20 protein-coding genes are annotated in these 24,736 nt (G+C 36.3%); 6 read left to right on the forward strand and 14 right to left on the reverse strand.

Translation table 11 applies throughout. The features are described 5' to 3' along the window. From H611_RS14440 to H611_RS0102825, 12 genes are all read right to left on the reverse strand, one after another. Nucleotides 1–966, reverse strand: a complete 966-nt coding sequence (locus H611_RS14440) for a glycosyltransferase family 2 protein (protein WP_051238700.1) — start codon at nt 964–966, stop codon at nt 1–3. A gap of 111 nt (nt 967–1,077) precedes the next feature. After that, nucleotides 1,078–1,341, reverse strand: coding sequence for a hypothetical protein (locus H611_RS0102760; RefSeq protein WP_027136911.1), 264 nt, complete (start codon nt 1,339–1,341; stop codon nt 1,078–1,080). A gap of 77 nt (nt 1,342–1,418) precedes the next feature. Continuing rightward, a complete protein-coding gene (locus H611_RS0102765) occupies nt 1,419–2,531 on the reverse strand; it encodes a glycosyltransferase family 4 protein (protein ID WP_027136912.1) in 1,113 nt (370 codons plus the stop codon). Then, entirely contained in the window at nt 2,528–3,229 is a 702-nt protein-coding gene (locus H611_RS0102770; RefSeq protein WP_027136913.1) for a class I SAM-dependent methyltransferase, read from the reverse strand. Before H611_RS0102770 ends, H611_RS0102765 begins: the two co-directional genes overlap by 4 nt. Further along, entirely contained in the window at nt 3,226–4,089 is an 864-nt protein-coding gene (locus H611_RS0102775; RefSeq protein ID WP_027136914.1) for a glycosyltransferase family 2 protein, read from the reverse strand. Before H611_RS0102775 ends, H611_RS0102770 begins: the two co-directional genes overlap by 4 nt. Continuing rightward, the gene (locus H611_RS0102780) at nt 4,079–4,900 is read right to left on the reverse strand and encodes a sulfotransferase family protein (protein ID WP_027136915.1); all 822 of its coding nucleotides are present in this window, start codon (nt 4,898–4,900) and stop codon (nt 4,079–4,081) included. The genes H611_RS0102775 and H611_RS0102780 overlap by 11 nt, the downstream gene beginning before the upstream one ends. Nucleotides 4,901–4,903: 3 nt before the next feature. Beyond that, nucleotides 4,904–5,974 (reverse strand): DegT/DnrJ/EryC1/StrS family aminotransferase, encoded by a 1,071-nt coding sequence (locus H611_RS0102785; protein ID WP_027136916.1) that lies wholly within the window; start codon nt 5,972–5,974, stop codon nt 4,904–4,906. Between the two features lie 26 nt (nt 5,975–6,000). Next, complete coding sequence (locus H611_RS0102790) at nt 6,001–7,230, reverse strand: ABC transporter ATP-binding protein (RefSeq protein ID WP_051238701.1); 1,230 nt, start codon at nt 7,228–7,230, stop codon at nt 6,001–6,003. A 142-nt stretch (nt 7,231–7,372) separates the two neighbouring features. After that, nucleotides 7,373–7,723, reverse strand: a complete 351-nt coding sequence (locus tag H611_RS0102795) for a four helix bundle protein (RefSeq protein ID WP_027136918.1) — start codon at nt 7,721–7,723, stop codon at nt 7,373–7,375. 87 nt (nt 7,724–7,810) lie between these two features. Beyond that, nucleotides 7,811–8,644: an ABC transporter permease gene (locus H611_RS13895; protein WP_051238702.1), complete on the reverse strand. Its 834-nt coding sequence runs from the start codon at nt 8,642–8,644 to the stop codon at nt 7,811–7,813. A 1,789-nt stretch (nt 8,645–10,433) separates the two neighbouring features. Then, nucleotides 10,434–12,887: an exopolysaccharide transport family protein gene (locus tag H611_RS0102820; RefSeq protein ID WP_027136920.1), complete on the reverse strand. Its 2,454-nt coding sequence runs from the start codon at nt 12,885–12,887 to the stop codon at nt 10,434–10,436. 3 nt (nt 12,888–12,890) lie between these two features. Further along, nucleotides 12,891–13,643 (reverse strand): polysaccharide biosynthesis/export family protein, encoded by a 753-nt coding sequence (locus H611_RS0102825; protein ID WP_245574759.1) that lies wholly within the window; start codon nt 13,641–13,643, stop codon nt 12,891–12,893. 151 nt (nt 13,644–13,794) lie between these two features. Here H611_RS0102825 and H611_RS0102830 point away from each other — a divergent pair, with 151 nt between their 5' ends. From H611_RS0102830 to H611_RS0102855, 6 genes are all read left to right on the forward strand, one after another. Beyond that, complete coding sequence (locus H611_RS0102830; RefSeq protein ID WP_027136922.1) at nt 13,795–15,657, forward strand: ABC-F family ATP-binding cassette domain-containing protein; 1,863 nt, start codon at nt 13,795–13,797, stop codon at nt 15,655–15,657. Nucleotides 15,658–15,666: 9 nt separating this feature from the next. Next, nucleotides 15,667–16,440, forward strand: coding sequence for an O-methyltransferase (locus tag H611_RS0102835; RefSeq protein WP_027136923.1), 774 nt, complete (start codon nt 15,667–15,669; stop codon nt 16,438–16,440). Between the two features lie 402 nt (nt 16,441–16,842). Beyond that, nucleotides 16,843–17,418, forward strand: coding sequence for a cob(I)yrinic acid a,c-diamide adenosyltransferase (locus H611_RS0102840; protein WP_027136924.1), 576 nt, complete (start codon nt 16,843–16,845; stop codon nt 17,416–17,418). A 228-nt stretch (nt 17,419–17,646) separates the two neighbouring features. Continuing rightward, nucleotides 17,647–17,868 (forward strand): DUF2795 domain-containing protein, encoded by a 222-nt coding sequence (locus tag H611_RS0102845; RefSeq protein ID WP_027136925.1) that lies wholly within the window; start codon nt 17,647–17,649, stop codon nt 17,866–17,868. Between the two features lie 162 nt (nt 17,869–18,030). Then, complete coding sequence (gene secA, locus H611_RS0102850; protein WP_027136926.1) at nt 18,031–21,384, forward strand: preprotein translocase subunit SecA; 3,354 nt, start codon at nt 18,031–18,033, stop codon at nt 21,382–21,384. Between the two features lie 85 nt (nt 21,385–21,469). Then, nucleotides 21,470–22,516, forward strand: a complete 1,047-nt coding sequence (locus H611_RS0102855) for a heparan-alpha-glucosaminide N-acetyltransferase domain-containing protein (RefSeq protein WP_157515036.1) — start codon at nt 21,470–21,472, stop codon at nt 22,514–22,516. 134 nt (nt 22,517–22,650) lie between these two features. Here H611_RS0102855 and H611_RS0102860 read toward each other — a convergent pair whose 3' ends face one another. Then, a complete protein-coding gene (locus tag H611_RS0102860; RefSeq protein ID WP_027136928.1) occupies nt 22,651–23,340 on the reverse strand; it encodes a peptidoglycan DD-metalloendopeptidase family protein in 690 nt (229 codons plus the stop codon). Between the two features lie 61 nt (nt 23,341–23,401). Further along, nucleotides 23,402–24,706 (reverse strand): 30S ribosomal protein S12 methylthiotransferase RimO, encoded by a 1,305-nt coding sequence (gene rimO, locus H611_RS0102865; RefSeq protein ID WP_027136929.1) that lies wholly within the window; start codon nt 24,704–24,706, stop codon nt 23,402–23,404. Between the last annotated feature and the right edge of the window lie 30 nt (nt 24,707–24,736).

Below are 24,736 nucleotides of genomic sequence, written 5' to 3' on the forward strand. Positions count from 1 at the left end.
TTATAATTGATTTAAACATCCTTCTAATGTTTGTTTCACCCTTTTTAAAATTTTATTAAATATCAAAAACAAATAATAATGGGATAAAAGCTTGCAATAGCTAAAGATTGAAATAATTCTGTATTTATAAAATATTCCTGCAACTTTACTATTATTTTTCTTTGAATTAAATTTGTGAAAATTTAAAAAATAGTGTTTAAGGTATCCCTTTAAATAAAACCGATAACTAAGTAAATTAAACCGCTTCAAACTCTTCGTTATATCTGGTATAAAAAATGATAATGATTTTGCATAATTAACAGCAAATTTATGTTTATCTTTTATTCTGGCCTCCCTGTAAACACTATCAGGCGTAACTTCCCTATACACTACAAAGCTATTTTGTCCATTTAACATGGCTCTAATATGAATTTCCGGATCATTTAGTCTTGGGTAAATCGGGTTAAATCCCTCTAGTTTTTTCAAAAAATTAGCATTCCAAAAAGTACACATAATACCCCAATATACCTTGCAAGACAAAAAATCTATTAAATAAGAATCACTTTTAGGTATCTCAAAAACATTTCTAGAACCACTCTCGTTCTCAATATACATAGGAAAAACATAAAACCCCTTTGAAATATTATTTTTCAACATTTCAACTCTAGACTTTAAGCAATATTCGAGTAACAAATCATCAGAATCCAAAAAAACAATATAATCTCCAGTAGCTTTACTAAGACCATAATTTCTACAGGCACTAGCCCCTTTTATAATCTCTGAGGGCCTTTGATAATAAAAAAAGCGCGAATCATTTTTCGTATAATCTGCCATCAAGATGTCCGTCTCGTCACTACTCCCATCATCTATAACCAAACATTCCCAGTTGATATAAGTTTGTGCTAATACACTATCAAGGGCTTCACCTATTATGTAAGCGCGATTAAATGTGGGTATAATAATAGAAACTAAAGGATTTTTACTCATGGTTTATACAATACGAGACTAAGATAGAAAATTGTAATTACAAACTCCTCTTCACTATTCACATTTCATCTCTTACACCTCTAGCATCTCACGCATGACACTTCTCGCACCTTAAACCTCAATATCCTTAAGCTTCCCCCTGCCTCCCGAATTATTTAATAAAATTAAAAGTTTAGCAATTACCTTGATATTAGGAATCAATATACTTAGCCCTTTAATAATTCTGTAATCAGCACATTTGTAGGCATCCCATTGTACATGCTTCACATATTTACAATGAAACATAAAACAAGGTGACCCGATATGCCTTAACCTAATCTCTTTTTTAAAAAGTAAACTCATCCATGGCTTAAGCCTGCCATCTGGATATCCCATCTGCCAAAGGAACAACGTATCTTCCGATACTTTTTTTAATATGTATTTGGGCAGATGACATTTGCTATTTATGTAATTTAAACTGATGCCTCCAACAATTGTTGCAACCCATCAATATGGTGTTCTAAACTAAACAGTTCCTGTATACGTTTTTTTCCTTTTTCCCCCATACGTTTTGCCTTTTCTACATCATCTAATAGCATCAACATATGTTTACTCATAGTCTCCACATCATGTTCATCGCAAAGCAAACCCGTTTCTCCATGTACCACAACATCAGAAATGCCAGCATGCCTTGTAGAAATAACGGGCAATCCTGCCGCACTCGCTTCTAAAACAGCTAATGGCGTTCCTTCCATATCGCCGTTAATTGCAGTAACACTGTGTTGCACAAATGCTAAAGATTCTTCCAGTAAACCCCTATAATCTTTTGGTCTTATAACACCCAAAAGCTTTATATTTTGCTCTATACCATAATACTTTATTAGATTATTACAGGTGTTATATAATTCTCCTTGGCCTGCCATCAATAACATGGCATCAGGATATTTTTCTATTACAGATATAAAAGCTAAAATCGTATAATAGGGTGCTTTTTTATTCACAAAACGCCCTATTGCAACAAACTGCTTTTTGGCAAATGTTGCTTGAACTTCCATAAACTCTGGTTGGGGACCATAAACATTATAAACAAGCTTATACCTTGGGCACCCTAAAGTTAATAAGCTTTGTTCCATAACACGAGATACAGCAACTACCTTGTTAGCCATCTCAAAAACCTCCTTATAAGAATCACATCCATTTATCGTAGGCCGTACACTGGCATCAAACCCATGAAAATGCACTACGACTGGCAAACCCGATGCTTTTAAAACCCGTCTTAAATGATGGGCATGTGTCCCGTATTCTACTAAAATAGCCTCAATTTTATAGGCTTTTAAAGCTTTTAACAATACAGTTTCCCAAACATAATTACTTCCCTTTTTAAACAGCTTTTCGTAAAACTTCAAAAAGGCCTTTGTAATAAAAGTAGCCAAAGGAGGGCGGTTTTCTAACTGAATATTGCCTCCCATGGCATAAAAATAAAAGATATTTCCTTTTAAATACCGCTTATGCGCCTGTATGAAAGTTTCGGAATAAGGATTCCTACTGGGTGTAAATATAGCTATATTGAGATCTCTATGTTTCATTTTTTAACCGTACCATATAAACCTGTTATCATCTCTCCCTCCACAAACCTAACCTTATTTATTTTATCTTTTCGAATTAAAAACTTAATAATTGGCTTTAAAACTATAGATAAATATTTTCTTTTCATTTTTGTCATAGGGCTTCTTCTCACCCATAAACCAAGCATCTGTGCCATAGAAGCATGCCAACCACCTGTAGCTTTTAGATTTACTTCCTTAAACCCTGCCATTAATAAATGCCTTTGCAAAGCAAAAGGCGTAAATCGGTATTCATCATGGGGTACTTCATGCAAATTCCAGAGAAAAGGTACAGTAAAAAACAAGATACCTTTTGGTTTTAATACTCTATATAACTCTTTTAAAGTAACTTCAGGTTCAGGACAATGCTCTAAAACCTCTGTTGCTATAGCGCAATCAAAACTATTATCTCCAAAAGGCATTATTATACCATTCCAAGTATAATCAGGTTTTATTTTTTTATCATAATCTAAAGCAGTTTCTATATCTAAACCAATATAATCTTCAACATCACTATGTTCTAAAACATAATCTCTGTAAGGCATTTTCCCACACCCTACATCTAAAAGTTTTCCTTTAAATGAAGGTAAGTTAATTTTTAAAGCACTAAAAATAGAGGTCCTAATTAGATATCTATCTAAAGTATCAGTCCTGAACGGAATATCTATAAATTCTTTCAATAGAATATTTTATTTAGTTTCAGTTTAATTCTTTTCATAAATTTCTTCAGGCAACTCTCCTTATCCACTCCAAAAGCTAACTTTCTTTGTCTTATTGCCCTATCTATTAAACGTTTTGAGTTTGTATCTTGATATAATAACTTTAAGGTTTCTTGTGTCTTTACTCCGTTTAAACATTTTGTCTTATTGTCTAAATTACTCCAAATACCAGTATCGTGTTCTCTATAAACACTCATATAATCAGGTAAAATGTAGGCTCTACTATTTTTAATAGCCAATAACTGCAATGCCCAATCAGCCGCAGGAACGTTAAAGAAGAAACTTGGAATATCTTTTATGCTTTCTCTTCTTAGAAGCAATGTATTTGTATTTAAAACATTTTTAAATATTAACTCATGAAAGCCAAATTCCACCACACCCAGAGGAATCTTAGTTAAAATTCCATTTCTTAAAACACTGGATTTATGCCCACAATAACTATAACCCTTGTTCTCCTCCAAAAAATCAACCTGCTTTTGTAGTTTTAAAGGATCGGTCCAGTAATCATCGCCATCTAGCAAGGCTACATAAGTACCAGTACAATGTCCCAGTATATTCGTAAAATTATATAGACGCCCCAATTCCTGACGATTCTGCCAATACGGATCGCCTGGCTCCCGTTCTAAAAGGCGATAACTTATTTTAGGGTTTTTAGCCTGAGCAATAAACTGTTTTATAATACTAGGCGTATCATCTGCAGAAAAATCATCTCCTATAACTACCTCAAACCCGAAATCGGTCACCTGAGCTTCAATACTTTGAAGCGCTGCTTCTATATACGCAGCATGATTATACGTTTGTAACCTAACACTAAGTAACATAGTTATATTTTTTTAGGGTGTTACCGGCAACGGCATGAAACAGCTCGAGTTCCGATTCTGATAATACCGTTTTAAATTTATTAAAATTACTTGTATCTAATGGTTCCACAACTTTAGTCTTCCAGTGCAGCGTAGATTCCGGTTCATTATTATTCGTGTAGTAGCTAAGCATATCCGGTTCGAAAGCTGTTCCTAAAAAGGCACATACCAATTGCAAAATCCTTTCTATATCCAATAACAGATCTTCATACCGGATTATTAATGCATGTTCAGTCTCTAAAAAACTATCAATCCTACTCACATTAGCATCCCACTCTTTGGCAATGTGTTCTATGTCATTGGGAACTTTAGGCATATATTTAAGTCCTTGATCTAAAGTTTGCAATTGTAAGTATGAACAAGCCACATCACGCCCGTCACGTATAAGGTGAATATACTTTGCTTTAGGGTAAAGGTGTTTTAATGTATCCAGATGGTGTATATAATAATTATTCTTATCGCCAATAATGGGTTTACCGGTATATTGTCTGTAAATAGCATCAAACACCTCAGCATAATTATAATCCTGTTCTAATATGTAAGTAATATCAGCAGGGTTAATATGCCAGTCTTCAATTTTTTTTGAACGTAAAATATCGCTTAAAAAATCCTGAGCGAGCAAGCGTTTATTAGTTCCCCAGTCTTTATAAGTGCTGTACCACCATTGTATCATACCACATTCCGGAGGCACACCAATGCGCGAATGCGCATTTAATAATAAACGCAATAAGGTTGTTCCTGATCGTGGGTTACCCAGAATAAAAAAATCCATATACTATATACTGGTTTTTATAATTTTGCAAATCGTTTTAATGTCAGATTTTGTGATGCCTGCCCAAAGTGGCAAGCACATAATGCTTGAAGCCACTGTTTCTGATATTGGACAATTACCGTCTTTTACATAAGGCAACTGATTTAAACTCGGATAAAAATAACGTCTCGGATAAATATCAACTTGTTCTAAAGCCATTTTCACCTGTAACAATTTAATTTCATTTTTAAAAATAACAGGGTAATAGCTGTAATTCCATTGGGTATGCTCACGTAGTTCGATTGTTTTTAATGGTAAAGCATCCACTAAAGTTTTGTAATAATCTACAGCCTCACGCCGTTGTTGAACTATAGTATCGACATAAGGTAAAACCGCCAAGCCCATGGCGGACTGTAATTCACTCATTTTAGCATTAATACCTAAACTTCTAAACACATCGGGGCCGTCATGCCCTAAATTATGATGGTAATACATCTCATCTCGTAATTCTGGTTTACAAAATAAAGCCCCCCCTTCTCCTGTGTGAAACAACTTGGTGGCGTGAAAACTACAGGTACTTACATCGCCGTAATTAAAAACAGACTGTCCTTTATACCGCACCCCAAAACAATGCGCGGCATCGTAAATTACTTTTAAATGATGTTTTTTAGCAATTTGTTCTATAGCTTCTACGTCACATGGGTTTCCAAACACATGCGTGGCTAGTATAGCCGAAGTTTCTGCGGTAATAGCCGCCTCAATCTTAGTCTCATCTATGGTTAAATACTCCGAATGTATATCAACAAACACAGGGGTACAACCCTCCCAAACAATACTGCTCGTTGTGGCTACATAACTAAAAGGAGTCGTGATAATCTCACCTTGTAATCCCAAAGCTTTAATGGCTATTTGTAAGGGCAAGGTGCCATTAGTCATGGCAATTATATCTTGCACCTCTAAGTAATCTTTAAGCCTTGCTTCCAGTTCCTTTACCAAAACCCCTCGATTGGTCATCCAACCTGCATCCCAGGCTTCTTTTAGTATCGCCTGATACTCGTTCTGTGGAGGTAAAAAAGTTTTGGTAACGTTTATCATTAAGCTAATTATTTTTATTGAATTAATTACAATTCGTTCAATTCTAAATTTGAATCGAGTAGAAAAGGTGACCACACTTCTCGATCATGATAAATTTGGAAAGAAGCAATATTATTAACCCTCATGAGAGGAGTATTATTCCTTTTGTTGTTAATTGTTAGACTTAAAGAATAAATTCCTTTCGAAAGTTGTATTTTATCATGTTTTATAGTAATTATGGAAATTCCTTTTATTAGCTTTCTATTGCTGCATTGTTGAATAAATCTAGCCACCTCTCTTTGTTCTTTATCATAAATTGTAACTTCTATTAATGGCAATTCATCTAATCCTAGATTATTAACAACTAACTCCAACTTAAAATCATCGCACCAATTTAAATAATATAATCCCAGATCATTAACGTCAGCCAAAATTTTAACTTGTTCCAATTTAATAGATCCATCATCAAATACCACGTTGGTATCATTATTAGCAAATCGGGTATAATACAAATCAATCCCCTTACCAACATCAGCCCCTTGGTATTCCACTATCCCGTGATCCATAAGTATAATCTGATTACAAATGCGTGATACCATAGGCATGCTGTGGCTCACAAACACCATAGCGGTATTGGGTAAAAGCTGGTCTATGGTTTTAAAACACTTTAGTACAAAACCTAAATCGCCCACCGCAAGCACTTCATCTATAATCAACACATCGGGTTGCATTTGTGCCGCAACAGCAAAACCCAGACGTACCTTCATCCCGCTGCTATAATGCTGCACCGGCATATCGATAAACTCCTCCAGTTCGGCAAAAGCAATAATGGTCTCTAATTTGGCATCAATCTCCTGTCGGCTAAAGCCCAGAATAGCCCCATTGTTATAAATATTTTCACGTCCGCTCAATATGGGGTTAAACCCGGCACCAAGCTCTATTAAAGCCCCAACACGCCCCGTTATGGTAACCTTTCCGGCATCGGGGTTTATCAAGCCGTTTAGTATTTTCAGCAAGGTACTTTTACCTGCCCCGTTATGACCAATCAATCCTAAACACTCCCCACGACGTAGCTCAAAACTAACATCCTTAACCGCCCAGAACTCCTTAGGTCTCAGTAACCGTTCATGGATATTACCACGCATATTGGAAAACAAATCCTGCACCCCATACCACAAACCCGTCTTCAGGTCTTTGCAAAACTTCTTGCTCAATCCCTCAACGCGCACCAGCACATCGTCGTTATGTTTTTCTATATGTTCGTTTATTTTATTCATGTCTATATTAATCGTGAATCGGAAAACGTAAATCGAAAACCATCCTACTTCTCACACTTCACACTTCACGTTTCACCACTCACATCTCACATCTCACGCTTCACGATTCACCTCTCACATTTCACGTCTCACGCTTCACCACTCACTTCTTACGCCTTAAATAATTCCTAAACCCCAATAATAACTGTTTCGTTTTTAAAAGCCTGTCAGTAACATTGGTGTCAGACGCCAAATAATGTAATCGTAAAGCTATGAAATACTGTGTTTCCAATTCGGCAATAGAACCCAAAGCGATAGATATAAACTGATTCAATTCCTTATCACTTTTCCGACCACATCCTTCTGCAATGTTAGACGGAATAGAAATGGCTGCTCTCCGCATCTGACTCGTTAAACCATAACGTTCATCATCAGGAAAAACTGAAGTAACTTTATAAACCAGTTCGACCAGATCCATCCCAGATTTCCACACATCTAAATCTTTATGATCCATAATTTTATTTTTTGTAAATCGTGAGTCGAATTCACGTCTCACGTCTCACGTTTCACGCTTCACCTCTCACATTTCACCTCTCACATCTCACGCCCGTTCCACAATCACCGGTATCGACATTCTGTAAAACACCAGTCCTAAAAAGCACAAGGGTAAACAAGCTAGCATAACCCAGACATATGGCATCGTAAAACCTGATGTCGTACCCAAAACCGTATCTCGTGTCGTTAATATTAATGCCGTTAAGGGATTATAGCTCATAATAGCATGCATCATTCCGGTTTTAGGAATTGCATACACGACTGGCGTGATATACATCACCAGTTTTAAGCCCATACCAATCATTTTCGCCACATCGTTATACAACATCCCTAAAGGCGTGATAAACAAACCAATAGTAACCCCAAACAAAATAAGTCCGAGAATGGCTAAAGGAAATAACAGCATCGACCATTGAAACCCTATACCATACACAAACACAAACACCAGGAGTAACAAAATTTTAAGACTACTGTCAAACAGTAACTTATAAACACCTGATATAATTAAAGCCTCCTTAGGAAAATTTATTTTACTCATAATACCCCTGGCACTTTTGGTACTGCTTAGCGGGGCATTAATAGCACCCGTAATAATAGACCAGATTAATGTTCCCGAAAAAGCATACACCGGATAAGGCACTCCGGTATCCGATAATTTTATAGTACCCGTGCCGTTTAAAAAAATCCACACAAAAGCGGTAGTTAATGGCATAACAAAAGCCCATAAAAATCCAAAATACGATTGGCGATACTGCGCCTTAATATCACGCACGGTAAGTTGCCTCGCTAAAAATCGAGAACTATAAATATCTTTTAAACTACTTTTTAAAAGGTTTAAAAAACTTAAAGTATGTTCTTTCTGGTATACGCGGGTTTCCAAGGACGTGTAAAGATTAATGGCATTGTCAAGTAGTAAATATAATTAGCTCAACCCATTCAAAAAAATCATTTACATATTAATTCGACAAATAACACCTTCCACCCTACCTTATCACTACATATCACTCACTGCTCACCCATGGCAGCCTGAGCTTAGCCTGTTCTGAGCTTAGTCGAAGGATCGAAAGATCCCATTGAACCCAAAACCAACCATAAAAAGATGTTTCAGTCGTTATTTACCACAAACCGTATTTGCCTTCTTAATATCAAACCTTCTGCATGACACCAATTGTCATTCAGAGCGCTAGCGAAGAATCTCATCAAAATAACCTCTCACTTTTACCCCTTCTCACTATCCTATTAAATAACCACACTTCGACAAGCTCAGTGTGACAAACAACTTCAAATAACGGTTTTAACAAAAGACAAATAGAAACGCAACGCCCCGTCAAAAATCAGAAATAATAAGTGAAGGAATGGAACTGCGATACGAAGCGTCAAGCATGCAATGCCGAGAACGCATGGTGCTTTAGCAATTTCCTAGTTTTTGACTTGACTTTTTTGGTTCTTTTTGGGTCAAGCCAAAAATGAACATAACAATCACACCTATCATTCAGAACATAACCTATACTGAACTTGTCGAATTAGCAAAGAATCTCATAAAACCAAATATTCCAAATCAACTTGTCATCCTCCCTACCAAACCCATACCAAAGGTATACCAAAGGCATAGATACAGTATAGTAACCTTAAAAAACAGAAAACAACAAAAAGTGACAGTTTCAACAAAACAATCCATAATCACTAAAAAAAAGAAGTTTCACCTACAACCACCTTCCGCTTAAAATTCTATATAATCATTTTAACCAAAAACATAAATAGAAACGCAACGCCCCGTCAAAAATCAGAAATAATAAGTGAAGGAATGGAACTGCGATACGAAGCGTCAAGCATGAAATTCCGGAAACGCATGGTGCTTTAGCAATTTCCTAGTTTTTGACTTGACTTTTTTGGTTCTTTTTGGGTCAAGCCAAAAACGAACATAACAATCACACCTATCATTCAGAACATAACCTATACTGAACTTGTCGAATTAGCAAAGAATCTCATAAAACCAAATATTCGAAATCAACTTGTCATCCTGAGCTCAGCCTGTTCTGAACTTGTCGAAGAATCGAAGGATCTCATCAAATTCTTTGGTTCGTTTCTTTTGGACAAGCAACTGCAAAGCACATCATGAGCTCCTTAATCTATTATAACATTTGCGAATAAAAGGGCTATTTACTTTTTTGCATTACCAAAAAAAGTAACAAAAAACGCTAGGCTTACGAAACTGTATCTAAATTTATCGCTTGCTTCCTAAATTTTAGAAACTCGCTTTAAATTTACAATACCTAAAACATTTAGAAATGCCTTACAAACTATATTATCATTAAAAAATACGTTTGCTCAAACAGCCTAAAATTTTACGGAAACTGCACTTCAAATTTTACGATACACTTTCGATAGGCCGTTTAGCTTCAATTAAAGATTTTGGATTCTATATTATTAATCTTTACAACAAACGTGAATGGGAACGCAACGCCCCGTCAAAAATCAAAAAATTATAAGTGAAGGAATGGAACTGCGATGCGAAGCGTCAAACATGAAATTCCGGGAACGCATGGTGCTTTAGCAATTTCCTACTTTTTGACTTGACTTTTTTGGTTCTTTTTGGGTCAAGCCAAAAATTAACATAACAACCACACCTGTCATTCAGAGTGCAAGCAAAGAATCTCATTAAAAAACAATCAGGAATGCTTCTTCCCAAAAACCCGCTTCAACCTACCAAAAAAACCGTGCTTCTTCTCACCAGCACGCTCATGATACCCATTCCCATAAGTACCATAGCCATAACCGTAGCCATAACCATATTTAGAAGATTGATCATAGAAATTATAAAGCAAACTAATATTCTTAATTTCACCCTTTTTATACCTATCGTTAATTAACTTAAGCATATCCTTCTTGGTGTAATCCTGTCGCAAGACATACAAGGTAGCATCAACATAACGCGTAAGTTCCAAAGCATCAGATACTAAACCTATTGGTGGTGTGTCCAGAATAACATAATCGTAATGGGTTTTAAGTTCCTGCATTAAAGACTCGACATAATCACCAATTAATAATTCCGACGGATTAGGCGGCACAGCGCCAGACGTAATAACATCGAGATGATCGATACTTGTTTTTTGCACAATAGCATCAAAAGAAGCCTGACCAATTAAATAATTAACCGCACCAATATCATTGGCTATTTCAAAATCGTCAAATATTTTAGGTTTACGCAAATCTAATCCCACCAACACCGTTTTTTTTCCACTCAACGCAAACACAGACGCCAGGTTAATGGAACAAAAGGTTTTCCCTTCACCACTTATCGAAGACGTAACCATAACCGTTTTAGAACCAGAAACATCTTGTTTTCTATAAATAAACTGCAAGCTGGTACGAATAGCTCGGAAGGCTTCAGCAACAGCTGAATTCGACTTATTTAAAACAACCAAATTACTATCAAATCGGCTCCTTCCTACCACACCTAATAGTGGTATGGAGGTTAAGGCTTCAAGATCTACCGGACTATGAACCTTTCTATCGAAAAAAGTTATAACAAAAGCAACCAAAAGAATAGGTATAAAAGCAGCTACAACGGCAAACACATACCGTATCCCCAGATTAACCACCCTCGGACCTTGTCCGATATCTTTAGCAGGCTCTATCAATACAATATCAGAAATATTAGAAGCCTTTATCAAATCGGCTTCACCACGCTTCGCTAAATATAAATTGTAAGTGTTTTGACTTAGCAAATACGCGCGTTCAATTCCCTGAAGCTCTTGTTGATGTTTAGGAATTACCGAAAACTCGCGTTCCAAATTAGAAATATTATTTTTTAATGCCTGTATTTGAAATTTAATATTGGCCTTATTGGAAGAAACACTCTCATAGATAACCTGTTTCAGCCCTTCAATTTGCCGGTCTAAATCATCAAAAACGGCAGCATCTTTACGCACAGAATATTCTAACTTCGACTTCTCTCCAGATAATGCTATAATTTGAGAAATGGCGCCTGTAATATTCGAATCTGAAATCCCCTGAACCGCCGGTGCAGGAAAATTGGTAAAATCTTTACTGGTCTCTAGATAGTTTTTCAATAAATCATAATAGAACAAAGACTCTTCTAAAACAAGTTTCTCTTCTTCATACTGGGTAATTCTATTTACAAGCACATGACTTTCACTACCTAAATCTAATATTTTGTTCTGCTGTTTAAACCTATTTAAAGAATCTGCCTTCTCACCTAACTCTGCCTTTACTCTCGACAATTGTTTATCAATAAAATCGATGGTATTAATAGCATATTGGTTTTTACGTTGTAATAAATCACGATCAAGAATAGCAATACTGGCATTGAGATAATCCACAATTTTAGCTTTATTCCTGTAGGTTAAACGAAGGGTTAATAACGGGCTCCCACCTTCGTTAACTACCGAAAATCGTTTTACAAACTGAGTCACAGTAACATTATAATTAGTGTACTCTATATAAAACGACTTACCTGATAAATTAAACGACTTGTCATTTCTAACAATACGCCCCTTAAGCACATCAAGATCGATATAATCATCAAAGTGATAAGTTTGTTTTAACTGGGGCCGAGTTATAAGTAGAGTCTTAATCTCTTTGCTTTCAAAATTCTGCACCGATACGGCTCCAGTGTCTCCAAAATCGTAAGACAACTCAAACTGTTCATCGTCAATAAAAGTAATTTTAATAGGATAACCTGTAACCTGAAACGCCTCAGGATTACTTTCAAAAGCAAATGGAACGGCCTTATAAATGTCCTTCTTATGAAAACGGCCCTGTTGCAAATAACTAAAATACAGTTCAAGACTATCTACAACCTTTTCATGATGTTTTCTGGATTTTAAATTAAGTAAAACATCCTGTACCTTCCCCGAAACACCGCCGTAATTAAAGATTAGACTAGTATTTGGCGTAAACAAGGGGTTTCTATCATTTTGTACAGAAATAGAAGCATCTAAAGTATATGGGAATTCCTTTCTAATATTTTGCTGATACACCACATAAACACCGATAATTAAAGCTAGTAAAAACCACTTCCAGTAACTTAAAGCCCTGAACAAAAAAGCCTTAAAATCGAAATTTAAAGTATACTGTGGGGAGGTATAATCGTCTGTCATGGCTTATAAACTACGTATTATAAAATAAGTACTCACTAAAATAGAAAATACACTTACCAAGGTCGTTAAATTTTGAACGGCCGTCTGTCCGCCTCCTAAAGCCTTGCGCTTTAAAGGCTTCACCATAATGATGTCGTTAGGTTGAATATAATAGAATTCAGAGGCCATCGCATTTTTATCGGTTAAATCGATATGATGAATTTTTTGCCCCTGTGGATACTGCCGTATAATCATCACATCACGACGGTCCCCGGTTACCTTGATATCACCCGCATTGGCAATAGCCTCCAGAATGTTTACACGATCTCTGTAAATCACATGATTACCGGCTTTCATTTCACCTAAAGTAGTATACTTTAACCCAGCTAGTTTAACCGTTACAAATAACTGAGCCGTTTCCTTAAAATACTGTGCCAACAATTCTTTTTTAACCATAGCCTCTATTTCCTCAACCGTATAGCCTAACACATTTAATTCTCCTAGAATTGGAAATTTAATATTGCCATGTAAATCCACCGTAAACCCTTTAAAATAGAGAGCTTGTTCTGAACCCCGACCTTCATTATTTGAGGAATTAGATGTGGGATTAAAAATAGCCACCAATTCTTCGTCTAACGCTTTCACATTAATCTGAAGGATATCGTTTACCTGAACACGATAAGGCTTAGCAAGAGCCTGTATTTGCAAGGAATCATTAAGAACCGTTCCCTTATCCTGCAGGTATACCACATCTTTATTCGTTATGCAGGAGGTCATAAGCGTCGCAACAACCAAACAAAAAATCAGGAACCCGTATTTTACCATAGTAAGATTTGCTTTATCACAAATATAACTTTTAGCCCGGAACAATAAAACTAATACCCATATTTTCACTTTTTTATCTTTTATTTGCAAAAAACTAGTGCTTTTGAACTATTTAAATGTTGAAAATATAGCAAAATCCTATGGAGAACTTACCCTCTTCAAGGATATCTCTTTTAGTGTCCATAAAGATCAGAAAATAGCTTTTGTCGCTAAAAATGGTACAGGTAAAACCTCCATTTTAAACATTATTTCAGGTGAAGATACGCCCGATGCGGGTAACGTTACCTACCGAAAAGACATCACGGTTTCTTTTCTGTCTCAGGACCCTAAATTCGACAACAATCTTACGGTAGAACAAACCATTTTTGCCAGCGACAACGACATCCTTAAAGTCATTGAGGCCTACGAAAAAGCACTCGAAAACCCCGAAGACACCGAAGCCTACCAAAAGGCCTTCGAACAGATGGAATTACACCAGGCCTGGGATTTCGAAACCTTATACAAGCAAATCCTCTTTAAATTAAAGCTTGAAAATCTGGACCAGAAAGTAAGTACCCTCTCTGGAGGACAAAAAAAACGTTTGGCACTGGCCAATGCCTTAATTAATAAACCAGATCTGTTAATTCTCGACGAACCTACCAACCACCTCGATTTAGAAATGATTGAATGGCTGGAAGCCTTCTTTGCAAAAGAAAACATCACCTTGTTTATGGTCACCCACGACCGTTATTTCCTGGAGCGCGTCTGTAATGAAATTATCGAACTCGATGAAGGCGAAATGCACAGTTACAAAGGCAACTACTCCTACTACCTCGAAAAGCGTGAAGCTCGTATTGAACGTACCGAAGTAGAAACCGGAAAAGCCAAACAGCTCTTTAAAAAGGAACTGGAATGGATGCGACGCCAGCCCAAGGCGCGTACCACCAAATCTAAATCACGCATAGACGATTTTCAGGATATTAAACACCGTGCCCACCAGCGTAGAAACGACCATCAGGTACAGCTGGAATTGAATATGGAACGCCTGGGCAGCAAAATTCTGGAATTCCATAAAGTATCTAAAGCCTATAAAGACAAGGTCATCTTAGATAAATTCGATTACAATTTCCAGAAAAGCGAGCGTATAGGCATTATTGGTAAAAACGGTACCGGAAAAACCACCTTTTTAAATATACTCACCCAGAGTGACCAACCTGATTCGGGTAAAGTGATTATTGGAGACACGGTTAAATTTGGGTATTACACACAGAAAGGCATTACCGTAAAGCCAGACCAGAAAGTTATTGATGTTATTAGGGAATTTGGCGATTACATACCCCTGAAAAAAGGCAGACAAATCAGTGCGCAGCAGTTACTGGAGCGATTCTTATTCAGCAGGAAAAAGCAGTACGACTTTGTTGAAAAACTGAGTGGTGGCGAACGCAAACGCTTATACCTGTGTACGGTGCTTATTCAGAACCCGAACTTTTTAATCCTCGATGAGCCTACCAACGATTTAGACATTGTAACCCTAAACGTACTGGAAAGTTTTCTATTAGACTTCCCGGGCTGTGTCATAGTGGTATCGCACGACCGCTACTTCATGGATAAGATTGTCGACCATTTATTTATTTTTAAAGGCGAAGGTGTTATTGAAGACTTCCCGGGAAACTATACCGATTACCGCGTTTATGAAGACAGTCAGCCAGTCGTTTCAGCAACCACCGAAAACAAGAAAGACAAATCGTCCTGGAAACAAAACGAGGCCAGTAAACTGAGTTTTAATGAAGAAAAAGAACTCAAAAATATTGAGAGTAAACTCAACTCTTTAGCCTACGACAAGAAAGAGATGGAAGCGAAGTTTAACAATCCCGATTTAACTCAGGATGAGATTAACGAGCTCTCATTAAAATTACAGGCTATTATAGACGACATTGAAGCTAAAGAAGAACGCTGGTTCGAACTCTCATCGAAACTGGAAGAATAAAAGTCTTGCATGTTGTATCAGTTCAGACAATATTTAAAATTCTTAGGACGCTCGACCAATCAGCATGGCGTACATTCGCCCTTTGTATATAATTTGGTTACACAATGTTTTTACCATAAAAGCAGCTATCCCGAATATAAAACCTTAAAAGCCTACCGAACCGCCTTACTAAAAAACAAAGCACGTATTACGGTCACCGATTTAGGAGCAGGTTCAGTAATAACCAAGGACAATAACCGCCAAATATCTGAAATCGCAAAGTCAGCCGGTACCACACCAAAACGAGCTAAATTATTATTTAGAATCACCAGATACTTAGAATGCCAGCATATTTTAGAATTAGGCACCTCTCTGGGAATCGCAACAACCGCCATGCGATTGGCCAACCCAAAGGCAGCCATAACCAGTATAGAAGGCTGCACCAATATTCATGAAATTGCTCAAAATCAAACCAAAGTGTTTAATTTAGGACCTGTTAATTTTATAAACGCCGATTTTAGCAAGGCCATTGAGAAAGTCCAATCAAATTCATACGACCTCATCTTTTTTGATGGCAACCATCAAAAGGAAGCAACTGGCCATTATTTTGAACGCTTATTAAATACCGCTCACAACAATTCGGTTTTTATTTTCGACGATATTTACTGGTCTAAAGGCATGACGGAAGCCTGGGAACAAATAAAACAGCACCCCAAAGTAACTGTTACCATTGACACCTTCAACTGGGGGTTGGTATTCTTTAGAAAGGAACAACGTAAAGAACACTTTTCTATTAGAATCTAATAGCACCTGTCATTCAGAGCGCCGGTAAGAATCTTGACAAACGAAACACTCACATCAACTTGTCATTCTGTGCATTTGATATTAAGAAAAGTAAACACCATTTAAGGTATAAAGAAAGAATCTCCTCCTAAACTTACGAACCGGTATTGTCATCCTGAGCTTAGCCTGTTCTGAGCTTGTCGAAGAATCGAAGGATCTCATTAGTCCCAATACCTTCATTAAAAGATGCTCCAGTCATAACCTACTGCTGCATGACATCACTTGTCATCTATAGCGCACCGAAGAATCTAATAAAATAAAATCAACAAGACATAAACTTTAATATTTAAGTATTAACCCCTAATTTCGTAATACGAATAAAACATCAGAAAAAAGATAGGTTTTAACCATAACACCCATTAAATGAAAATTTACACTAAAACGGGAGATCGAGGCACCACAGCACTTTTTGGTGGCACCAGAGTACCTAAACATCATATCCGCATTGAAAGTTACGGCACTGTCGACGAACTAAACTCTTACATAGGTTTAATTCGTGATCAGAACATAGACCTTAATTACAAAAATGTGTTAGTTCACATCCAGGACCGTTTGTTTACCGTGGGAGCCATCATGGCAACCGATCCCGAAAAAGCCATACTGAAAAACGGCAAAGAACGCCTAAATATTCCTAAAATAGACAATAGTGACATTGAAGGTTTAGAGCTGGAAATGGACACAATGAATGAAGCCTTACCGCCTATGACTCACTTTGTGCTTCCGGGCGGTCACCAAACCGTGTCATTCTGTCACATAGCCCGCTGTGTTTGCAGAAGAGCTGAGCGTTTAGCAACGGCACTTAATGACATAGAAGCTGTCGATGCCAACTGTTTAATTTACTTAAACCGCCTTTCTGACTACCTTTTTGTATTGGCACGGAAGTTGTCTTATGACTTGCGAGCAAAAGAAATAAAATGGATACCTGAAAAACACAAATAATTGTGAGCACGAATTCTTAAAATTGAAAGATTAGGACTAACAATTATTCAGATTTCAGAATTCTTTTAATCTTTCACGCTAAAAAATTATTAATCTAATGATGCTATTAATTTGATAGTTTTAGCTGTAAAAAAATACGTTCTTTTAAAATATAATTAAATAATTGTTTTTTTTCTTGCATGTTTAAACTAAAAAATTATTTTTGCACAAAATTTAAACGCACATAACATGTATTGGACTTTAGAATTAGCATCCTATTTAAGTGATGCACCTTGGCCAGCAACAAAAGACGAGTTGATAGATTACGCTATTAGAACAGGCGCACCTCTAGAGGTTGTTGAAAATTTACAGTCTATTGAAGATGAAGGAGATGCCTACGATTCTATTGAAGAGATTTGGTCAGACTATCCTACCGACGAAGATTACCTTTGGAACGAGGATGAATATTAATAAAAGCTAAAAGAATAGTTAAAAAGTCTCGTATAGAGGCTTTTTTTTGTTTCTAAACTTTACATAAACACCCAACATAATGTATCTTTGAAAGGATTTCAAAGACATTGAAACTAACAAAAATAACACCCGGTTCATACCGGTAAAAAATAACATACACACATGAGTTTTTTAAATTCAGTACTAAAAGTGTTTGTTGGCGACAAATCCAAACAGGATGTCAAAGCCATCAGACCATTAGTAGATAAAATTAAGAGTTTCGAATCAGCTTTAGAAGGTTTATCACATGATGAACTGCGCGCCAAAACCGCAGAATTCAAAGCGAAAATAGCCGAAGCGAATAAACCTATCAATGATAAAATAGCGGCACTATTAAAAGAGGCCGAGAATACCGAAGATATAGACAAAAGAGAAGATATCTACACGGAAATCGATAAGCTTAAAGATGAAGCCTATGAATTAACCGAAGGTGTTTTAAACGATATTCTTCCGGAGGCTTTTGCTGTAGTTAAAGAAACAGCAAAACGTTTTACTAATAACACCTCGATAACGGTAACGGCAAGCACTTACGATCGCGAACTTTCGGGCACCAAAGATTACGTCACTTTAGAAGACGATAAAGCAACCTGGTCAAACTCATGGGATGCTGCAGGTAAACCGGTTACCTGGGATATGGTACATTACGATGTACAGCTTATTGGTGGTATTGCCATGCACCAGGGCAAAATAGCCGAAATGCAAACAGGTGAAGGTAAAACTTTAGTAGCAACCCTTCCTGTATATCTAAATGCACTTTCAGGTCATGGGGTACATCTGGTAACGGTAAACGATTATTTAGCAAAACGTGATAGCGCCTGGATGGCACCTATTTTCCAATTTCACGGCTTAACTATCGATTGTATCGATTACCATCAGCCAAATTCTGAAGGCCGTAAAAAAGCCTATAACGCCGATATTACCTATGGTACCAATAACGAATTTGGTTTCGATTACCTGCGTGATAATATGGCACATTCACCAAACGATCTGGTACAACGCCCGCACCACTTTGCTATTGTCGATGAGGTCGATTCTGTATTAATTGATGATGCCCGTACGCCTTTAATTATTTCTGGTCCGATTCCTCGTGGAGAACACCACGAATTTACAGAGTTAAAACCAAAAGTGGATGATATTGTTGGTGTTCAACGTAAATATTTAACAGGAGTACTTGCCGAAGCAAAAAAACTTATTAAAGAAGGAGACACGAAAGAAGGCGGATTCCAACTATTACGTGTATATCGTGGTATGCCAAAAAACAAGGCACTTATTAAATTTTTAAGTGAAGAAGGCGTTAAGCAATTATTACAAAAAACAGAAAACTTCTATATGCAGGACAATAACCGTGAAATGCCTAAGGTAGATGCGGAATTGTACTATGTTATTGAAGAAAAAAATAATCAGGTAGAGCTTACCGATAAGGGTATTGAATACATTTCTGGTAAAGACAATCCAAATTTCTTTATACTTCCTGAAATAGGACTAGAAATTGCAAAGATTGAGGACCAGAAGTTACCTAAGGAAGAGGAAGCTGCTTTAAAAGAAGAACTTTATAAGGATTTTGGTGTGAAATCAGAACGCATTCACACCTTAAGTCAGCTTCTTAAAGCCTATGCCCTCTTTGAAAAAGACATTCAGTACGTTGTTATCGACAACAAAGTTATGATTGTTGATGAGCAAACAGGTCGTATTATGGACGGACGCCGCTATAGCGACGGACTTCATCAGGCGATTGAAGCTAAAGAAAATGTAAAGATTGAAGATGCTACGCAAACCTTTGCTACCGTAACCCTGCAGAACTACTTTAGAATGTACCGTAAACTTTCTGGTATGACCGGTACAGCGGTTACTGAAGCTGGAGAGTTCTGGGAAATTTACGAATTAGATGTGGTTGAAATTCCAACCAACCGCCCTATTGCGCGTGATGACCGTGATGATTTGGTTTACAAAACCAAACGTGAAAAATACAACGCGGTAATAGAAGAAGTAACGAAGCTTTCTCAGGCAGGCCGCCCGGTATTAATTGGTACCACATCGGTAGAAATAAGTGAATTGCTTGGTAAAATGCTTGCTATTCGTAAAATACCACACAACGTATTAAATGCCAAACTTCATAAAAAAGAGGCTGATATAGTTGCCGAAGCTGGTCGTCCAGGACAGGTTACTATTGCAACCAATATGGCAGGTCGTGGTACGGATATTAAATTAACAGACGAAGTTAAAAATGCCGGAGGTTTAGCTATTATAGGTACGGAGCGTCACGATTCACGTCGTGTAGACCGTCAGTTACGTGGTCGTGCAGGTCGTCAGGGAGACCCGGGAAGTTCACAATTTTATGTATCCTTAGAAGATAACCTTATGCGTTTATTTGGTAGTGAACGCATTGCCAAAATGATGGACCGAATGGGACTTCAGGAAGGTGAAGTGATTCAACACTCCATGATTTCAAAATCTATTGAACGCGCTCAGAAAAAAGTAGAAGAAAATAACTTCGGAGTTCGTAAGCGTTTATTAGAATATGATGATGTTATGAACGCCCAACGTGAAGTAGTTTATAAGCGTCGTCATCACGCCCTATTTGGAGAACGTTTACGTGTTGATTTAGCCAATATGATTTTCGACACTTCTGAAGGGATTACGGAAAGCAATAAAGCTGTGAATGACTTTAAGAATTTCGAATTTGAATTAATTCGTTATTTCTCCATGAGCTCTCCAATAACAGAAGCTGAATTCGAAAAATTATCAACACAGGAAATTACTTCAAAAGTTTACCGCGCCGCTTTTGAACATTATACAGAGAAAATGACGCGCAATGCAGAAATTGCATTCCCTGTTATTAAAAATGTTTACGAAACACAGCGTGATAAATTCAAACGTATTGTCGTGCCTTTTACCGATGGCATTAAGAGTTTAAATGTGGTTACCGATCTTGAAAAAGCATACGAAACCAATGGTAAACAATTAATTAATGACTTCGAAAAGAACATTACCTTAGCCATTATTGACGATGCGTGGAAAACGCATTTACGTAAAATGGACGAGTTAAAACAATCCGTACAATTAGCGGTTCACGAACAAAAAGACCCTTTACTTATATACAAATTTGAAGCTTTCGAATTGTTCAAGGGCATGATTGATCAAGTGAATAAAGATGTTATTTCATTCTTATTTAAAGGCGAATTACCTCAGGAAACTCAAAACACGATTCAGGAAGCACGTGCTCGCAAACAGGAAAAATTAAATATTGAAAAAGAAGAAATTCCTAATCTTGATGAGCGTTCGGCACAAAGCAGAACTGCAGGAAATACGCAACGCCAACCTGAAGTTGTTGAAACTATAGTTCGAGACAAACCAAAAATTGGTCGTAACGATCGTGTTACCATTAAAAATGTTATGAATGGTGAAAGTAAATCTTTAAAATACAAACAAGCTGAGCCATTAATTGCTAAAGGTGATTGGGTTCTTGTTGAAGATTAGATATCGTTTTATAATTCAAACCTTTATAAAAAATCCCGATGCTATTATCGGGATTTTTTTATTTATTTTTGCAAAAAAAATTACCTTGACGACAAAACACCTATTTTCTTCATTACCTCAACAGCAAAGAATCAATGAAATTGATATCCTTAAGGGACTCGTAATTAGTTTAATGATTTTATCTCATACCCTTCATTTTTTCACGAAGTCTACATTTATAGGAGATAAAATTATTTTAATATCCAAACTAACATCATTTTCTTGTTTTGTATTTTGTTTTGGGTTTGCCTGCTGGAAAGCTTATGTAGATAAAGCGATTCCACCCAGGAAAAAAATTTTTTTAACGGCCGCAAAAATATATACAGCCTATATCATTTCAGGTTGTTCCTATCGATTATTTGTCGATAAAAGTTTAACCTTTGAAGAATCCATTAATATTTTCTTATTTATTGACATTCCAGGATACAGTGAATTTCTAGTTTTCTATTTTTTTATTGCTATTATTATAGGACTTTTGGCTACCAAAATAAAAGCCTGGATGCAATCTAAAAAAGCATTAATAATAACCTTGCTAATTGTATTAACATCCTTTTTATTACCTTCTAAAAGTGATTTCATTCCTATCATAGGAGTTTTATTTAGAGGTGTTAAATTCCCATATTTTCCAGTAATTCCATACTTACCTATTTTTATTTATGGCATGTACTGCGCTAAAAACAATGTGTTTCCTAATTTTCGGTTTCTAAAAATAAGCATTGCCACCATTATTGTTTTTGCACTTTTAATTCAGGTTGATATATTCCGTCTCAAAAGATTTCCCCCTAACCCTGTTTGGTTAACACTATGCATTTGTTTTGTAAATATTTTCATTTTTACAATTCATAAATTTTTTAAAATTTCATTAGAAAATAAGCTCATACAAAAGCTATCTCAAAACTTTGCTTCTATTGGTTACAATACCCTATTCTGTTTTCTCGGAAGTAATATTTTAATCTTTATTCTAAGCAACTACATTGAATTTGAAAAATATACTCTCATAGGCTCTTTGTTTGTATGGATACTCATTATGCTTATATTACATTACTTCCATACCATTCAAAATCCTAAAAAAATAGTCTCAGTAAACACTTAAAACGAAGTACATATAGCCTCAATAAACCCATGAGTTTATTCCAGCTTTTAAAATCATTAAATCAATTTCATATGAGATTCGAAGTTTGATACTACCTAGTGCAATAAATTCTGAAATTAGTTAATTATAGACTATTAAATTTTCAACAAAATATTTGGATTCGGACAATTCAGGGCATAAAAATCAACATCTTTTTTATTACAAACCCCGGGATAATCGCCTTCCAAACCTTGTAAATCCTTTATAACTTGAAAATGTAAATGTGGTGGATAATCACCATTGACTTGTGAGGTTCCCAAATACCCAATACATTGCCCTTGAGTAACGCTATCACCTACCTTTAAAGTATTGATAGATTCTATACTGAGATGCCCATAAAGTGTATAAAAAATAACGTCCTGGTAATGATGTTTCAATATAATGGTTGGGCCATAATCGCCGTAATTCGTATTGTTTTTAATACTATGCACTATACCTTCTAAAACTGCCAAAACCCCCGTTCCATCCTGACACCATAAATCAATACCCAAATGAATATTGCGCTCTGTTGCAACATCCTGTTTATTAAAATGAATACTGCGCTTGTAAATGCTTCTGGTTTCAAGATATCCACCATAGGCTACATCGGCTTTATTTGTTCTCAGATAAGCCTCTATATATTTATGAAATTTTTCAGAGGAAGATACATCAACGGCATCTAAATCACTATTGGTTTTAGATAAGTCAATATACACAAAATTATCTCCTGTATGATCTATACTCAAAACCTCTAATGGTTCGGAGCATATCGATTTAAGAACATCTGAAAATAATATCGATTGCATAGCTATACTTCTATGCTATCAAAAATAGAATAATATTACCTATAAATACAAAAAGAAATCACTAGTTTACTACTTGGGCGTATAAGTCGAAATCTGCGGCATCGGTTACTTTAACGGTAGTAAATTCACCCGTTTTTAAATAAGTGATACTGGCATCAATCAACACTTCATTATCAACATCTGGTGAATCAAATTCAGTACGACCAACAAAGTAATTCCCTTCTTTCCTATCGATAACCACTTTAAATTCCTGACCTATCTTTTCCTGATTCAGCTCCCATGAAATTTGCGACTGTATATCCATAATTTCATTGGCCCTCGCTTGTTTCACTTCTTCAGGAACATCATCTTCTAATGTGTAGGCATGCGTATTTTCTTCGTGGCTATAGGTAAAACAACCTAAACGTTCGAAACGCATGTCTTTAACCCACTCTTTAAGTATTTGAAAATCTTCTTCAGTTTCACCAGGGTACCCAACAATTAGTGTAGTACGTATAGTCATATTAGGTACAGCCCCTCTAAATTCCTGAAGTAATTTTGTGGTTTTCTCTTTAGTAGTTCCGCGTCGCATACTTTTAAGAATAGCATCTGAAATATGCTGCAATGGAATATCTAAATAGTTACAAATTTTAGGTTCCCGATTCATAACCTCTAAAACGTCCATAGGAAACCCAGTTGGGAATGCATAATGTAAACGAATCCACTCAATTCCCTCTACTTTCACTAAAGCTTCCAATAGTTCAGCCAAGTTACGTTTCTTATATAAATCTAAACCGTAATACGTTAAATCCTGAGCAATTAAAATTAACTCCTTAACCCCTTTTGCGGCCAATTTTTCAGCTTCAACAACAAGTTCTTCAATAGGTGTACTTTTATGCTTGCCACGCATTAAAGGTATGGCACAAAAACTACAAGGACGATCACAGCCTTCAGCTATTTTCAAATAGGCATAATTTTTCGGCGTCGTAGTTAAACGCTCCCCTATTAATTCATGTCTGTAATCGGCACCTAAAGCTTTTAATAATCCCGGTAATTCCGTTGTCCCGAAATACTGATCGACATCCGGAATTTCCTTCTCTAAATCTGGCTTATAGCGCTCAGAAAGGCATCCGGTAACAAAAACTTTGTCGACATCGCCTTCCTCCTTTTTCTGCATATACTCTAAAATAGTATTAATACTCTCCTCTTTAGCATTGTTTATAAATCCGCAGGTATTAATAACAACAATATTGCCTTCTTCCTCATGAACCACATCTTTTCCGCTAGCTTTCAACTGTCCCATTAACACTTCGCTATCGTAAACATTTTTACTACAACCAAGGGTTACAACATTAATCTTATTCTTTTTTAGAGATTTAGTACGCATAGTTTTTATAAATAAAGCTGCAAAGATACA

Source organism: Gaetbulibacter saemankumensis DSM 17032 (assembly GCF_000425645.1).
GTDB lineage: Bacteria > Bacteroidota > Bacteroidia > Flavobacteriales > Flavobacteriaceae > Gaetbulibacter > Gaetbulibacter saemankumensis.